The 16,230-nt window shown below is 42.7% G+C and carries 15 protein-coding genes; 14 read left to right on the forward strand and 1 reads right to left on the reverse strand.

The annotated features are described in order from the left end of the window. The first annotated feature begins 3 nt into the window (after nucleotides 1-3). From MKZ11_RS13380 to MKZ11_RS13420, 9 genes are all read left to right on the forward strand, one after another. Nucleotides 4-873: an aminoglycoside phosphotransferase family protein gene (locus MKZ11_RS13380; protein WP_340794905.1), complete on the forward strand. Its 870-nt coding sequence runs from the start codon at nucleotides 4-6 to the stop codon at nucleotides 871-873. 11 nt (nucleotides 874-884) lie between these two features. After that, a complete protein-coding gene (locus MKZ11_RS13385; RefSeq protein ID WP_340794906.1) occupies nucleotides 885-1,613 on the forward strand; it encodes a YebC/PmpR family DNA-binding transcriptional regulator in 729 nt (242 codons plus the stop codon). Nucleotides 1,614-1,839: 226 nt separating this feature from the next. Then, a complete protein-coding gene (locus tag MKZ11_RS13390; RefSeq protein ID WP_340794907.1) occupies nucleotides 1,840-3,102 on the forward strand; it encodes an ATP-binding protein in 1,263 nt (420 codons plus the stop codon). Between the two features lie 258 nt (nucleotides 3,103-3,360). Then, nucleotides 3,361-3,966, forward strand: coding sequence for a Holliday junction branch migration protein RuvA (ruvA, locus tag MKZ11_RS13395; protein WP_340794908.1), 606 nt, complete (start codon nucleotides 3,361-3,363; stop codon nucleotides 3,964-3,966). Nucleotides 3,967-4,084: 118 nt separating this feature from the next. After that, nucleotides 4,085-5,095 (forward strand): Holliday junction branch migration DNA helicase RuvB, encoded by a 1,011-nt coding sequence (ruvB, locus tag MKZ11_RS13400; protein WP_340794909.1) that lies wholly within the window; start codon nucleotides 4,085-4,087, stop codon nucleotides 5,093-5,095. Nucleotides 5,096-5,124: 29 nt separating this feature from the next. After that, on the forward strand, nucleotides 5,125-6,174 hold the full coding sequence (queA, locus tag MKZ11_RS13405; protein ID WP_340794910.1) for a tRNA preQ1(34) S-adenosylmethionine ribosyltransferase-isomerase QueA: 1,050 nt from the start codon (nucleotides 5,125-5,127) through the stop codon (nucleotides 6,172-6,174). 1 nt (nucleotide 6,175) lies between these two features. Further along, a complete protein-coding gene (gene tgt, locus MKZ11_RS13410) occupies nucleotides 6,176-7,315 on the forward strand; it encodes a tRNA guanosine(34) transglycosylase Tgt (protein WP_340794911.1) in 1,140 nt (379 codons plus the stop codon). A gap of 40 nt (nucleotides 7,316-7,355) precedes the next feature. Beyond that, nucleotides 7,356-7,622 carry a preprotein translocase subunit YajC gene (gene yajC, locus MKZ11_RS13415; RefSeq protein ID WP_340794912.1) on the forward strand — a complete coding sequence of 89 codons (267 nt, stop codon included), beginning with the start codon at nucleotides 7,356-7,358 and terminating at the stop codon, nucleotides 7,620-7,622. A gap of 138 nt (nucleotides 7,623-7,760) precedes the next feature. Continuing rightward, complete coding sequence (locus tag MKZ11_RS13420) at nucleotides 7,761-8,402, forward strand: DUF421 domain-containing protein (protein ID WP_340794913.1); 642 nt, start codon at nucleotides 7,761-7,763, stop codon at nucleotides 8,400-8,402. Here MKZ11_RS13420 and MKZ11_RS13425 read toward each other — a convergent pair. Beyond that, nucleotides 8,396-9,943 carry a putative polysaccharide biosynthesis protein gene (locus tag MKZ11_RS13425; protein ID WP_340794914.1) on the reverse strand — a complete coding sequence of 516 codons (1,548 nt, stop codon included), beginning with the start codon at nucleotides 9,941-9,943 and terminating at the stop codon, nucleotides 8,396-8,398. The two genes, MKZ11_RS13420 and MKZ11_RS13425, sit on opposite strands and share 7 nt — an antisense overlap. A 66-nt stretch (nucleotides 9,944-10,009) precedes the next feature. Here MKZ11_RS13425 and MKZ11_RS13430 point away from each other — a divergent pair, with 66 nt between their 5' ends. The 5 genes from MKZ11_RS13430 (at nucleotide 10,010) to MKZ11_RS13450 (ending at nucleotide 16,222) form a co-directional block, all read left to right on the forward strand. Next, nucleotides 10,010-10,330: a post-transcriptional regulator gene (locus MKZ11_RS13430; protein ID WP_340794915.1), complete on the forward strand. Its 321-nt coding sequence runs from the start codon at nucleotides 10,010-10,012 to the stop codon at nucleotides 10,328-10,330. Between the two features lie 181 nt (nucleotides 10,331-10,511). Beyond that, a complete protein-coding gene (secDF, locus tag MKZ11_RS13435) occupies nucleotides 10,512-12,782 on the forward strand; it encodes a protein translocase subunit SecDF (RefSeq protein WP_340794916.1) in 2,271 nt (756 codons plus the stop codon). 91 nt (nucleotides 12,783-12,873) lie between these two features. Beyond that, complete coding sequence (locus MKZ11_RS13440; RefSeq protein WP_340794917.1) at nucleotides 12,874-13,218, forward strand: LapA family protein; 345 nt, start codon at nucleotides 12,874-12,876, stop codon at nucleotides 13,216-13,218. A gap of 164 nt (nucleotides 13,219-13,382) precedes the next feature. Continuing rightward, the gene (gene recJ / locus MKZ11_RS13445) at nucleotides 13,383-15,710 is read left to right on the forward strand and encodes a single-stranded-DNA-specific exonuclease RecJ (RefSeq protein ID WP_340794918.1); all 2,328 of its coding nucleotides are present in this window, start codon (nucleotides 13,383-13,385) and stop codon (nucleotides 15,708-15,710) included. Then, nucleotides 15,710-16,222: an adenine phosphoribosyltransferase gene (locus MKZ11_RS13450; RefSeq protein ID WP_340794919.1), complete on the forward strand. Its 513-nt coding sequence runs from the start codon at nucleotides 15,710-15,712 to the stop codon at nucleotides 16,220-16,222. The genes recJ and MKZ11_RS13450 overlap by 1 nt, the downstream gene beginning before the upstream one ends. Nucleotides 16,223-16,230 lie beyond the last annotated feature (8 nt).

The following is a 16,230-nucleotide window of genomic DNA, read 5'->3' on the forward strand; positions in this document are numbered from 1 at the left end:
CATATGGCGCTGGACGGGAAATTAGAAAAAATAAAAGATAACGTATGGAAGTTAGAGAAAGATGGCAAGCGCTTTTCAGTAAAGCGATACCATTCGAATTCCACCGCAATGAAAGTACAACGTGTACATGATGCACTTCATTCTGTTTCTTTTCCACATATTGTAGAGGTAGTTTCTCAAGAAAATCATCTGACATTTGTCCAGCCATGGTTGGATGGTGCGAAAGCGATCAACTTCAAAAAAAGGGCAGATCGGACGGATTCACTTGCTGCCCTTCATGCACTTCATGAAACAAAAGCACAACTCGACTGGCACGCTTCACCCTATTTGCATTCATATCCTCTTATCGCGAAATGGGAAGACCGGATTAGCCGTTTTCGCGAAATTAGCGGTGCATGTGAGGCGTATATCGAAAAAGGCCTTGTCGATGAAATCTTGTTTTATGCTTTGAACGCGATTAGCGCAGTGAAGAAAACGTATAAAGACAATCTGAATGGTACATTGCTCCACGGGGATGTCGTCCATCATAATATCTTGCGTGATGTAGATGGCATCATCCGCTTTATTGATTTTGATTTGGCGAGTACAGGACCCGCGGGTACTGAAATTGCGCTCTGGATTCATCGGGTGCTACCGCAAATCGAGTATGACATCGATTTTCTGTTTGATGAACAGCCATCATTGCGGAGTTTGGATTATGCTTCCAAGACACTCCTTCTATTTCCGAATGAAATGCTACGTGAATGGCTTCATCTCTTCACTCTGTCACCATCAGCAAGGGAGAGACATGCGAAGCAACTGGTCCCCTTTACCGAGTCCGCACTCTCACATTGGCCGAAATTATGGTATGATGTAGAACGGATCAACACATAGGGGGTAAGGTCATGGCAGGGCATTCGAAGTGGAAGAATATACAAAATCGCAAAGGTGCACAAGATGCAAAACGCGGGAAGGTATTCCAGAAGATGTCGAAAGAAATTTTTGTAGCCGCAAAATCGGGCGGACCTGATGCGGACTCGAACGCATCACTACGTCTAGCAATTGAAAAAGCAAAAGGCGTTAATGTGCCAAATGATGTCATTAAGCGTGCAGTCGATAAAGCGACAGGCGCGGGGGCAGATGAAAACTATGAGGAAGTAATCTATGAAGGATATGGTCCTGGCGGAGTAGCTGTTCTTGTTTACTGCTTAACAGAAAATCGTAACCGGACAGCTCCGAATGTGCGTGTCGCATTTAGTAAAAATGGCGGCAACCTCGGAGAAAGTGGTTCGGTGGGCTATATGTTTGACCGGAAGGGACGTCTATTCATCGAACGGACGGATAGGACAGATGAAGATGCAGTAATGATGGCGGCACTTGAAGCGGGCGCTGATGATATCGAGTCGACAGAAGAAGGCTTTGAAATTGTCACGCAGCCATCGGACTTTTTAATGGTAAAAGAAGCGCTTGAGAATGAAGGAATCGATTTTATTTCCGCGGAGATTGAGATGATTCCTTCAATGTACAGTGCTCTAAGTAAAGAGGATGAAGAGCAGTTTGAAAAGATGCTTGAAGTACTCGAAGATGATGAAGACGTGCAAGACATCTACCACAATGCAGAAGAGCGGGATTGAATTTTGTGGAATTATTGTAAAGGAAAACTTTAATCAGTAGGTTTTTCGTTGCATAAGACGTTTGTCTGCCCGTTAATTTGGGGTAAAGTTAGATTCATAATGATTATCCATCCACTAGTTAAGAATGGTGGATGGATATTTATTTTGTTAAGGAAAACTATATACATATAGCTTCGCGAAAACGTGTTCACTTCAAAAAGGTGTTTACGCATATCTAAAGAGCATTATGAACGTCATGGGAAGGAAGTTTAGATTGATTGAAACCATACTTTTAAATTTCATATTTTTACTTTTTCCAGTGTTGACAACTGTGATTTTCTTTGAAAATAAGGTAACCAATTTCAACAAATATCTCATTATGTTACTTTCGGCTGTGTCGCTTGTTCTCTGCATGGCTTTCCCGATTAAATTGGAATTGGGATTTATAATTGATTTAAGATTTATTCCTTTTATAATCGTGGCTCTTTTTGGTGGATACAAAATGGTATTTCCCCTTTACATTGTTCTAAATAGTTACCGGTTTTTTATTGGTGGGGAAGGGATTTATCATTCGCTCATTTTCTCAACTGTTATTTTTATTTTAATTCCTTTATTGAGCAGTAAGTTTATCCAACAAAAAGCGAATACGAGAATTTTATATGCAATCGGTGCCAGTATTTTCACAATGACACTTTACTTTTTCCTTTTGAGCTTTAATTATCAAACATTAACTAGTGAGTTCTGGACATTGACATTCCTTACTTTAGCCATAAATATAATCGTATTTTTTATTATTATGTCTTTAATCGAGAAGATTATTGCCAATATGAAAACGCGTGAAATGTATTTGCGATCGGAAAGACTGAAAGATATCAGTGATTTATCTGCAAGTATTGCACATGAAATTAGAAATCCGCTAACCGTCACCAGTGGATTTCTACAGCTTTTAAACGATTCGAAAACGATTAGCTCTAGTGAGAAAATATATATTGAATTCTCGTTGAAAGAATTAAAACGGGCAGAAAAGATTGTCAGTGATTTTCTGGCTTTCTCCAAACCCCAAAGTGAAACTATGGTTTACTCCAATTTTAAAAAAGAAGTTGAATATGTAGAAAACATTATGAGACCTTATGCGAAGATGAATCAGGTTGACATACAAGTCAGTTTTACAAATTCTTTGAAGAAAAGATATGATGAAAATCAGGTGCAGCAATGTCTTATCAATCTGTTTAAGAATGGAATTGAAGCGATGAAGGAAAAAGGGGGCACCCTTTATGTAGATGTTTCGGAACAAAAGAATGCGATCTCAATAAAAATCAAAGACAATGGCATTGGGATGACAAGTGAAGAAATGACGCAACTGGGAAAGCCTTATTACTCCACCAAAAAAGGGGGGACAGGCCTTGGTATGCTTATGGTTTATAGTACAATCAGGAATGTTAAAGGAGAGGTTAATGTGGAAAGTACAGTAGGAAAAGGAACAACTTTTCTGATTTCCATACCTGTCTAACGTCATTGAAATCTGATAGCGTAGTTGCTATGATATATGCAGTAATAGCCAAAGCATAAAACCCGGGACTTTCCTGACGGAGTTGTCTGCTAGGCCGATAAATAGCAATCGAACGGCAAACCATTGTCCATAAAGTGATTGAATGAACAGTGGCCGCTCTTAAAGCGGCCATTTTTTCTTTTGCAGGTAACTGTCGTTGGAGGTAGAAAGTGCGTTCGTATGGTATAATCGGTTCTATATATAGGGGGAGAGAGTATCGTGTACGACTACATAAAAGGACAAGTCACTCGCGTGACGCCTGAACACATCACGCTTGAACAAGGTGGGATTGGCTGGCTCATTATGACGCCAAATCCATATGCATTTCATAAGACAGAAGACATTCAACAAGTGTTCACATATCTGCATGTTCGCGAAGATATTCAGCTGCTTCTCGGATTCACCTCGCTTGAACAGCGAGAACTATTCAAAAAGCTGATTACAGTTTCTGGAATCGGTCCGAAAGGTGCTTTGGCTATACTCGCCAGCGGTGTCCCTTCCCAAGTGATTGGAGCAATCGAACGAGAGGATGAAACGTTTCTTGTTCAATTTCCTGGTGTTGGGAAGAAGACAGCACGTCAGATGATTCTCGATTTGAAAGGGAAATTGTATGATTTATTTAATGCAATGGACATGCCGGATGAGGATGTCACGCTGCTGACAATGGCGGAAAATGGTGCACTGGATGAAGCAATTCTGGCACTCGAAGCACTTGGGTACTCACAGCGCGAGCTGACAAAAGTAAAACCAAAATTAGAAAAAGAAGAACATGATACAGAAGGGTACATGAAAATGGCACTTCGGTTATTATTGAAACAGGGTTAATTGTATATATAAATTGAAGTACTGAATCTTGTACATAAACTGATCGTAGGCGCTGAAGCGGATTTGAAAGGAATCTTTATTTCAATATATATAGCAACGGCAGGAAGGGGGGCAGACGATGGAGGAACGTGTAATTTCCGGTGAAGTATCAAACTTTGATGAGCGTTTCGAACAATCGCTCAGACCGCAATTTCTGAGTCAGTATATCGGTCAGGAAAAAGTAAAGGAAAACCTCGGTATTTTCATCGAAGCTGCAAAAGGCCGCAGTGAAAGTTTGGATCATGTCTTATTGTACGGTCCGCCGGGGCTAGGGAAGACGACACTTGCAACTGTCATCGCCAATGAGATGAATGTCAACATTCGTATGACAAGCGGACCTGCAATTGAACGCCCGGGAGATCTTGCCGCAGTCGTTTCTTCTCTCGAACCGGGAGACGTATTATTCATTGATGAAATCCACAGATTGAACCGTGCAATTGAAGAAGTGCTATATCCTGCGATGGAAGATTTCTGTCTTGATATTGTTGTTGGCAAGGGACCTTCCGCGCGCTCCATCCGACTCGATTTGCCGCCATTTACCCTAATTGGAGCAACAACCCGCGCAGGCGCATTATCGGCGCCGTTGCGTGACAGATTCGGGGTTCCGCTTCGACTCGAATATTACGATGTCAATCCGCTTAAGGAAATCGTTGTTCGCAGTGCTGGTCTCTTTGAGGTGGCAATCGATGAGCAGGCGGCAGGAGAAATCGCTCGCCGTTCCCGTGGTACGCCGCGTATCGCGAACCGGCTATTACGCCGCGTACGTGATTACGCCCAAGTTAGAGGGAATGGGAGCATCACGATGGACATGGCGATGGAAGCACTGGAAATGCTGCAGGTCGATTCACATGGCTTAGATCACATCGATCATAAGTTAATCACCGGGATGATTGAACGCTTTCGTGGAGGACCTGTCGGTGTCGATACAATATCTGCTAGCATCGGCGAAGAATCGGTAACAATCGAGGATGTCTATGAACCATACCTTCTTCAAATCGGTTTCATCCAACGGACACCGCGCGGTCGGATTGCGACAGGCCTCGCGTACGAACATTTTGGGTATCCTGTTCCAAAGCACAATGATATTTAATTCAATTATAAAGGGAGAATTTATAGACGATGGATGTAAATGATTTTGATTTTGAGTTACCAGAGAATCTTATAGCACAAACACCTCTGTTGGACCGCACTGCAAGCCGTCTTATGATTCTTGACCCGGAAACAGGGAAAGTGGAGCACCGCCATTTCCGTGATCTTCTTGGCGAGCTTGAGCCGGGAGATATGCTCGTTCTTAATGATACACGGGTGCTTCCTGCACGATTGATGGGCGTGAAAGCAGATACCGGGGCAATGATTGAAGTGTTATTGCTGAAGCAAACGGGGGATGATGAGTGGGAAACACTAGTAAAACCTGCAAAGCGAATAAAGATTGGCACGATTGTCACGTTCGGTGACGGGCTTCTGAAAGCAGAGTGCACGGGTGTTCTCGAGCAAGGGGGGCGCACGTTCAAATTTATTTATGACGGGATTTTTTATGAAATCTTGGATGAATTGGGACAAATGCCATTACCGCCTTATATCACTGAGACGCTTGATGATCAGGCACGTTATCAGACTGTATTCGCAAAAGAACGTGGTTCTGCAGCCGCGCCGACTGCCGGTCTTCATTTTACTGATGAAATCTTGGAAAGTATTCGGAATAAGGGCGTCAATATTGCATTCATCACATTACATGTTGGTCTTGGTACATTCCGTCCGGTGAGTGTAGATAGCATCGAAAACCATACGATGCATTCTGAATACTATCATGTCACTGAACAAACAGCGGATGCGATAAATGAAGCCAAAGCACAGGGCGGGCGCGTCATTGGGGTCGGCACGACTTCTGCAAGAACACTTGAAACAATAGCTTCTGCAAATAGTGGTAAAATCGTCCCTTCAAGCGGATGGACATCGATTTTCATATACCCAGGCTATAAATTCAGTATTTTGGACGGACTTTTAACCAATTTCCATTTACCGAAATCGACATTGATAATGCTTATTTCAGCGCTAACAACAAGAGAGTATATTCTTGCAGCATATAACAAAGCGGTTGAGGAAAATTATCGCTTCTTCAGTTTTGGAGATGCAATGTTCATCAAACCGTCACAAAGGAAGGAATTATAAAATGCCAGCAGTCACATACGAACATATAAAAACATGTAAACAAACGGGAGCGCGTCTTGGAATTGTCCATACACCACACGGCTCATTTGAAACACCGGCCTTCATGCCAGTCGGTACGCAGGCGACAGTTAAAACGATGTCACCCGAAGAATTGAAGGAAGTCGGAGCAGGCATTATTTTAAGCAATACGTACCATCTATGGCTTCGTCCGGGTCAAGACATAGTAGAGGAAGCAGGCGGCCTGCATAAATTCATGAATTGGGACAGACCTATTTTGACCGATTCAGGCGGTTTCCAAGTGTTTTCTTTGAGTGAATTCCGCAAGATTAAAGAGGAAGGTGTCCATTTCAGGCATCACCTGAACGGCAGTAAATTGTTCCTCAGTCCAGAGAAAGCGATGGAAATCCAGAATTCACTAGGTGCGGATATCATGATGGCATTCGATGAGTGTCCGCCGTTTCCTGCAACGCGCGAGTATATGAAAGCGAGCGTCGAACGGACATCCAGATGGGCCGAAAGATGTCTTGGAGCCCATGCACGTCCGGCGGATCAAGCCTTGTTCGGCATAGTGCAAGGCGGGGAATTTGAGGAATTGCGCGCTCAAAGTGCAAAAGATCTCGTGTCACTTGATTTCCCAGGCTATGCAATCGGCGGTCTGTCTGTCGGCGAGCCGAAGGATATCATGAATCGTATTCTTGAACATACAACACCTCTCTTGCCGCAGGACAAGCCGCGTTACTTGATGGGAGTCGGTTCGCCTGATTCACTCATTGACGGCGCTATCCGCGGTGTAGATATGTTCGACTGTGTACTGCCAACCCGTATTGCGCGAAACGGTACACTAATGACGAGTGAAGGCCGCTTGAACATCCGTAATGCGAAATTCGAACGGGATTTCAGACCGCTTGATGAAAATTGCAGCTGTCATGTATGTAAAACATATAGCAGGGCTTATATTCGTCATCTAATAAGAGCAGATGAAACGTTCGGAATCAGGTTGACGTCATATCACAATCTTCACTTCCTTCTTAACTTAATGGAGCAAGTAAGGGATGCAATTCGTCACGATCGTCTGGGAGATTTCCGTGAAGAATTTTTTGAGAGCTACGGATTTAACAAACCGAATGCAAAAAACTTTTAAATCTTGTATAATGAATCTTGATTGAAGGGGGGATATATATATGGGTGGAGGAGTAGTACAATTATTACCATTCGTTGCGATGTTTGCAGTGATGTGGTTCTTGCTTATCAGGCCGGCGCAAAAGAAACAGAAAGCGACGAGGCAGATGCAATCAGATTTGAAACGTGGAGATAAGGTCATCACAATCGGTGGTATTCATGGCACGATAGACGCTGTAGATGATTCATCGGTTTTCCTTAAAGTTTCTGAAAGCACAACACTGCAATTCGATAGACAAGCAGTAGGACGTGTAACAGAATCAATTTAAGTTTAGTTAGAAATAGAAGAGGCGATTGGCTGGTCGGGAAAATTCCCGTTCAGGCAATCGCCTCTTTTTTCCGTATTAAATGTGTATATAAGCAGAAGCTTAAAGGGCATCCTGTGATATAAAAGGGGATGATCTTGTATGACTGATTTACTGATTATTATTTTTCGGACTGTATTTCTATATATACTCATTTTGATTATCTTGCGTATTATGGGGAAACGGGAAGTAGGAGAGCTTGGTGTAATCGACGTTGTTGTTTTCATCATAATGGCGGAAGTAGCTGCATTTGCACTCGATTCCCCCGATAAAAAACTAATCACTTCCATTTTACCGATGCTCGTTTTGCTTATTATTCAAGTCATTTCATCTTACTTTTCACTGAAAAGTAAGAAATTCAGAGACGTTGTTGACGGAGAACCGACACTAATTATTAGGCACGGTCAAATACTAGAGCAGGAAATGCGAAAACAACGTTACAATCTTGATGATCTGTTCCAACAACTTCGAGAACAGCAGATTGGCTCTGTCCACGAAGTCTCTTTTGCCTATTTGGAACCATCGGGAAATCTGTCCGTATTCAAACATGATGACGTCCAACCGGTCCTTTCACTTATTTCCGATGGTGTCATCCAAAGTAAACATCTCGCACTTATCGGCAAAACGGATGAGTGGCTAAAAAAAGAATTGATGAACCTTGGAATAAATGATGCCGATAAGATTTTCTATTGTTCTTTTGAAAGCAATGAATTGAAGTTTCAGCTAAAAAAACTCTATCAATGATTTTTCAGCAGTTTCTTGAACAGGAATAGATCACTTTTTTTCACTTGACCCGTTAAAATAAGAATTACAAGCAGAAAAAGACTTGTGATGGCACATTCCGTAAAGATTCCAAAATCACCGATCGGGATGAAAATAGGTCTCATAATGCAAGTCATGATAAAAGAGGCATAGGGTAAAGCAAACATCGTAAAACCGGTAGCGGTCGATTTGTTTTTTCGAAGTGTTGCTATATGAAGGAATGAAGTAATGAGCACACCAAAACCAATCGCAAGAACTGCACCTGTGACCTGCAGACCTGGCTGAGAAGCGAGGATGAACATGACAGCCAATTTAGCAATGCCGCCATAGACGGAATTCATCATTCCTGCCTTGGCATCCCCAGTTGCTTGTAAAATCGAATAGAGCGGACCTTGGATATAATAAAAGAAAAAGACAGGAGCAAGCAACGCCATATACGATGCTCCTTGGGTAACGTGAAATAGCTTTTCCGCCAACTCCTGTCCGTGGATGAAAAAAACCGCAGCGGCAAATGTCCCAGTTAAAGCAGATAAGCGAAGGGACAGATGAATCCGTTCTTTCAGCTTGCCCGTATTTTTTGAGGCGACCGCCCCGCTCACGGCAGGTACCAAGACAACAGACAAAGCATACGGGATGAAAGCAGGAAAAAGGAGCAATGGTACAAGTACGCCGGATATAATGCCGTACAATGATGTGGCCGCTATAGCTGACACCCCTGAAAATGCGAGTGCACGGAGAAAGATAATCGGCTCCAAAAACCAAGTAAACGTGCCAAACAGGCGGCTGCCGGACGACGGCAATGCGATGGCCAGCAAAGGTTCCATTGGATAGCGTTTGAATTTCTCTTGCGGTTTTGGTCTACGTTTCTTTTGCTGTTTGTATTTGAATAGCAAATAAAGGACGGATAGCATCTCGGCAATAAGCGTAATCCCCATTGCATAGGCAGCATTCATTGCTGTATTGTCAGATACAAGGAGATACGGTAAAAGCCAGGTGATTAGTGTAATTCGGCATATCTGTTCGATAATTTGTGACCAGGCTGTTTCTTCGATTCGTGCAATACCTTGGAAATACCCACGGATTAGGCCCCCGATAGCGGCGATAGGTACAATTGCGATTCCGACGTACAGTGTGGTGGATGAGGCTGAATTACCGAGCAGTGTTTCTGCTAAGTAGGGAACGAATAAGATAGAAGCCGGGATGAATACAACCGATGTTAAGATGGTGATGAAGGAAGCGGTCTTCATAAGAGAAGGAATTCTTATGGATTGCCCTTTTGCTTCGAGTTCAGCAATTACTTTAGCAATGGCAATCGGCACACCAAGCTGCACAAGGGATAGGAAAAAAATGAAAGCAGGATATGCAGTCATGTAGATGCCGACTGCTTCTTCACCTGCAATCCGCATGAATTGAATTCGGAAGACGAATCCCAAAAGCTTGGTTAGGAAGACGGCAACCATCAGGACGACAGTTCCGCGGATGAATGAAGACAATTTCAACAACTCCTTCTCAATTCCGATCATTTCATATACACTAAACCTATGCAGAAATATCCGTACTTACGACTGTCCAGGAAAGGGATGGAAAAGATGCCAATACGATTCGGACAACTGTTCACCCATATGCTGCCTGCACTTGAAAGTAAAAAGACTGAATTTCATCTGTACGGCTATACAACAGTAACCGAAGAGGATATTTGGACATTCTGTGTCCAGAAGAAATGGCGTAAAAAAAATGTCGAAGAGATGGGGATGCATGAAATTGCCAATGGAATTCTCAAAATCTCTCCTGCAGAATATATGACCTTTACACAGATTGAAGAGCAGCGCGGCTCTAACTGGTTCTCAGATTTGAACAGTGAAGAACTTCAAATCTTATTGACACCACATAAATCAAAAAATAAGTTATGATAGATTGAAACATGTCCATTTGACACATGAATGACCGTGTTTCATAATAGACATATTGTGTTTTTATAATTGTTTAGTATTCAGCGCCTAGATGATGCAAGGCGCTGCCGCTATTCTCGGAGTATGTACATAGATAAATGCCGTACAGCTGCACTCCATATTTAGAGGGGGAAATTGGAATATGAAAAGAAGAGGACGGATTGTAGCATTCCTATTACTAATCGTCGTGTTTGGCTTGACGATCGGGTCAACTGCAAAGCCGATAGTGAAAGATGTAAAACTGGGTCTAGATTTACAGGGCGGTTTTGAAGTCCTTTATCAAGTTTTACCTTTGAAAAAAGGCGGCCCAGATATAACAGAAGCAATGGTTAAAGATACAGCGAATGCGCTGACAAGCCGAGTTGACGTACTTGGAGTAAGTGAACCAAGTATCCAAATCGAGTCGGGTAACCGAATTCGCGTGCAACTTGCGGGTGTAGAGGACCAGGAATCAGCACGGGAACTCCTTTCTACGCAGGCGAACCTGACATTCAGGGATGCTGACGACAATCTACTTCTGGACGGAAACGATTTGAAAGAAGGAAAAGCAAAAGCAAACTTCGGTGAAACTGGTAACCCTGTCGTTACGCTTGAAATGAAATCTCCAACTAAATTTGGCGAAGTGACAACATTGATTTCACAAAAAGCACCAGAGAATGTAATGGTCATCTGGTTAGACTTCGTAGAAGGTGAAGATTCATTTAAAGAGGAAGTAACGAAAGAGAAACCTAAATTCGTTTCTGCGCCTTATGTTAAAAATCCGATTAACTCATCAGACGTTGAAATTTCAGGATCATTCACTTTGGAAGAGACGAAGAGCCTTGCGGGAATTTTGAATGCAGGTGCATTGCCTGTTCACCTTGAAGAAGTTTATTCGACGTCAGTCGGCGCTCAGTTCGGTGAACAAGCACTTAACAAGACAATTTTTGCGGGAATTATCGGTATCTCGCTTATCTTCCTATTCATGCTAGTATATTACCGCCTGCCAGGTTTTGTGGCAGTCATTACTTTGACGGTATATATTTTCATCATTTTGCTCGTCTTCACGCTCATTAATGGCGTACTTACACTACCAGGTATTGCAGCGCTTATGCTCGGGGTCGGGATGGCGGTCGATGCGAATATCTTAATGTATGAACGGATACGTGAAGAATTGCGTGTCGGTAAATCCGTCAAGACATCGTTCATGGCTGGAGCGAAAAATTCTTTCACTGCCATTCTAGATGCTAATATCACGACTCTACTCGCAGCGGTAGTCCTGTTCATTTTCGGGACAAGCTCTGTGAAAGGATTCGCGACAATTCTTATCATCAGTATTCTAGCCAGCTTCTTGACAGCTGTATGGGGGTCTCGTATACTCTTGGGTCTTCTCGTTGATAGTGGTGCGTTTGACGGGAAAACAGCATGGTTTGGTATTTCTAAAAGTAGGGTTCATGCACCTGAAGAAAAAGTTGAAACATTGGAACTTACAACGAAATTTGATCGATTTGATTTCGTGGCTTCGCGCAAAAAATTCTATATTATTTCAGCAGTACTGCTGATCAGTGGTGTCATTGCGCTTGGTATCTTCAAGCTGAACCTCGGTATTGATTTCTCGAGTGGTACGCGTGTTGAAGTGCTTGCCGATCATCCAGTGACGAAGGATGAACTATCTACTTATCTGGATGAAATCGGGCACCCGACAGATGATATTGTCATTTCTGGTGATACGGGAAATATGGGTGTTATGCGTTACAAAGAAGACTTCAAGCAAGAAGAAGTCAACAAATTTAAAGCGGATCTTGCAAAAGAGTATGGTGCAGATCCGAATATATCAACTGTTTCACCAACAGTTGGTGAAGAACTAGCGAAAAATGCAATTAAAGCATTGCTCATTGCTATGCTTGGTATCGTCATCTACGTTGCACTTCGATTTGAATGGCGTATGGGAGTTGCAACTATCGTCGGACTTTTCCATGATGTGTTCTTTATGGTCGCAGTGATCAGTCTTTTGCGCCTAGAAGTTGACATCACCTTCATCGCCGCAGTGTTGACGATTGTTGGTTACTCCATCAATGACACGATTGTTACATTTGACCGGATACGGGAAAATATAAACCATCGCGGTCGAATTGATAGCGTAACGGAACTAGCTGATATCGTAAACAAATCATTGCGTCAGACGCTTGGACGTTCTGTTAACACGGTGCTTACAGTCATCCTCGTTGTAGTAGCGCTTATGCTATTCGGTGCAGAGTCAATCCGGACGTTCTCAATCGCGCTTCTGATTGGACTGTTTGCGGGAACTTATTCTTCGATATTCATCTCAGCTCAAATCTGGTTTGATCTGAAAAAACGTGAAATCAAAGAAAAAGGTGCCATTAAAGTTGAAGATACGAAGAAAAAATGGGGTTCCGACGAACCTATCGTATAAACAACATAATGAAAAGTTTCAAGTAATCATGAAACAGGGTATACATTTAAATGTATATCCTGTTTTTTTAGAGTACGAAAGGAGAGATTTTATGAAGTTTCAATGGAATTTACTAATAGGTCTTTTATTCGCCATTATTATCGCTGTTTTTGCTGTCTTTAATGTTGACGCGGTTCAAGTCAATTATGTGTTTGGTAAAGCGCAGTGGCCGCTTGTTCTTATTATTTTAGGTGCAGCTCTTCTTGGTGCTGTGGTCAGCGGGTTTGTCGCAACGTTCTTGTCATTTCAATCAAACCGTCGAATCAAAGAGCTTCAAAAAGAAATGACCCTCAAAGAGCTGACAATTGCGGCGCAGCAGAATGAAATCGCGGAACTGCAAAAATATACTTCCCTTCCATCTAATGAGGAAGTAATTATTGATAATAAAACTGTATAATCAAAGAGCGTCTTCCACCTACTTACGCTGGGTAAGACGCTCTTTTTTTGTTGGGAAATTTGGTTTGAGTTTCTACCGCGGGTAATTTAGAAAGACTTTGCTTTTAGAGTCGTAGCCCATCCGCTATAATGAACGTAAGGATGTGAAGGAATTTGATCGAATCAATGAAAAGATGGAAAGTGGAAAGGCCGGATGAACAACTGGTAGCGATGGTGACAAAGGACCTCGGTATTTCATCTGTCCAGGCAAAAATACTTGCTTCAAGGGGAATAATAGATTCCGAAGTGGCAAAAGATTTTTTACATATGGATGCATCTAGCATGCACGACCCTTTTTTATTATATGATATGGACAAAGCAGTTTCGCTCATAAAAACGGCTATCGCTTCAGACAAGAAAATTGCCGTTTATGGCGATTATGACGGTGATGGTGTGACAAGTGTGACGGTCCTGACAACGGCATTGGAACGAATGGGCGCAGATGTGTTATATGCCATACCTAACCGATTCAAGCACGGCTATGGGCCGAATAAAGACCTTTTCTTAGAGCTGTATGAAAAAGGGACCTCGCTTATTATTACAGTCGACAACGGTATTTCTGGCGTCGATGAAATTGCTTATGCGAAATCACTCGGTATGGACATCATCATTACCGATCACCATGAAATCGGTGAAATACTGCCATCAGCTGATGCAATTATCCATCCCCGCCATCCAGAAGGGGCGTATCCGTTTGGAGAGCTCGCTGGAGTAGGTGTGGCTTTCAAACTTGCATGTGCATTACTTGAAGATGTTCCGGAAGATTTACTTGAACTGGTTGCTATCGGAACAGTCGCAGACTTAGTGCCGCTTCGTGATGAAAACAGGTATTTCGTCAAAGAGGGCATTAGGCAGATGCGTGTTTCAAAGCGTCCTGCAATCCAGGCGCTTGCACGCATCGCTGGCACTGAACAAGCCACACTCTCAGAAGAGTCAATAGGCTTCATGATTGGACCCCGTCTGAATGCAGCTGGACGTCTAGGTGATGCTGCTCCGGCAGTCCAACTATTAAAGACAGAAGATACATCGCAAGCGACAACATTGGCAAAAGAACTTGATTCGCTTAATAAAGAACGACAAGCGATTGTAACTGATATTACCAAGGAAGCAGAGGAAATGATTTCGAATATGTACGGTGATACAGTTCCCCTCGTATTCGTCATCGGTGGTGAAGGTTGGAATGCCGGTGTTGTTGGAATTGTTGCTTCACGACTGACAGAAAAATATTATCGTCCGTCGATCGTCTTGTCTATTGACAGGGAAACAGGAATAGCGAAAGGATCTGCAAGAAGTATTGCTGGTTTTGATATGTTCGCCGAGTTATCCAAAAATGCACAACTTCTCCCTCACTTTGGAGGTCATCAGATGGCGGCTGGAATGTCCCTTGCGGTGAATGATGTTGTAAACCTGCGTGAAAACCTTATTAAACAAGCAGAGCAGGTGCTGACGGAAGAAATGCTTATTCCAGAAGTTCGAATCGATGTTCCGCTGTCAATCAGTGAAATTGATGTCAGTGTTTTAGAATCGCTGGAACTGCTTCGACCATTTGGAATGGCATTTGAAAAGCCTGTTTACATGATTGAAGACATTACAGCCGCAAGTGTACGGAAAATTGGTGCCGCAAAGAATCATCTAAAACTGGAATTAACGGATGATAGTACTTCACTCGATGCCATTGGATTTGGGCTAGGCCTTATCGCCGATCAATTGACGCCAGGCGTGAGATTATCGGTTACTGGCGATTTGCAGGTGAATGAATGGAACGGTAATAAGAAGCCACAGTTATTAATAGGGGATATCAGGTCTGATGATTGGCAGCTTTTCGACTTGCGCGGTGTTCGCGAACCGACAAGATGGCTTCCAACCATTCCGCAAGCCGACACATTGTTCGTTGCATTTCATGAACAAACTGTGACACATTTTCAAACATCTATGAAAGGGATTTCTATCACTCTTTTCGGACAAGTAATGACAGCGGAGGCTGAAAATCTCGTTTTATTGGATATACCCGATGAAGTTGTCCAACTCGAAGAACTTGTGGCTACTATCAAGCCGGACCGCATCTATGCACATTTTCATGCGCCTGAATCTAGATATTTTGATGGTATTCCGGATCGTGAGCAGTTTGGCTGGTATTACAGTTTCTTGAAAAAACGTGAGAAATTCGACTTTGTTACAAACGGAGAACAACTTACAAAACATAAAGCTTGGAAAAAAGATACGGTTTATTTCATGTCAAAGGTGTTTTCTGAGCTTGGATTTGTTAAGATTGAAGATGGTTTTGTTTCCGTCATGGAAACAGCCGGTAAACGTGATTTGACAGAAGCGCCAGCATACAAAGAGCGCGAACGTCAGATTGAACTTGAGAAAAGACTGCTATATGCGCCTTATATGGAATTGAAACAATGGTTCGATACTGTGCGAAATGGAATTGTCGACAGGGAGGAACACTAATGGATTTGAAAGAATATGTGACGATTGTACCGAACTATCCGAAAGAAGGAATCAGTTTCAAGGATATTTCAACAATTATGGATAATGGCCAAGCATATAAATTCGCAACAGATGAAATCGTAAAGTTTGCGAAGGAAGTAGGTACTGATATTATCGTGGGTCCAGAAGCACGTGGATTCATCATCGGCTGTCCGGTTGCTTATGCACTTGAAGTAGGATTTGCTCCTGTCCGTAAACCCGGAAAGCTGCCAAGAGAAACAATTGAAGTTGAATATGATCTTGAATATGGAAAAGATACGCTAACGATTCACAAAGATGCCATCAAACCTGGCCAGCGTGTTTTGATTGTCGATGATCTTCTTGCGACTGGCGGCACTGTGGGAGCAACAGTCGAGCTTGTTGAAAAGCTGGGCGGAGTTGTTGCAGGCTGTGCATTTATCATAGAATTGTCATATTTAAACGGACGCGAAAAGCTTCAAGGTTACGACATGCGTTCACTAATCACTTATTAAGAAATGTA

Origin of the sequence: Sporosarcina sp. FSL K6-1508, assembly GCF_038007465.1 — a bacterium.
GTDB classification, from domain to species: Bacteria; Bacillota; Bacilli; order Bacillales_A; family Planococcaceae; genus Sporosarcina; species Sporosarcina psychrophila_B.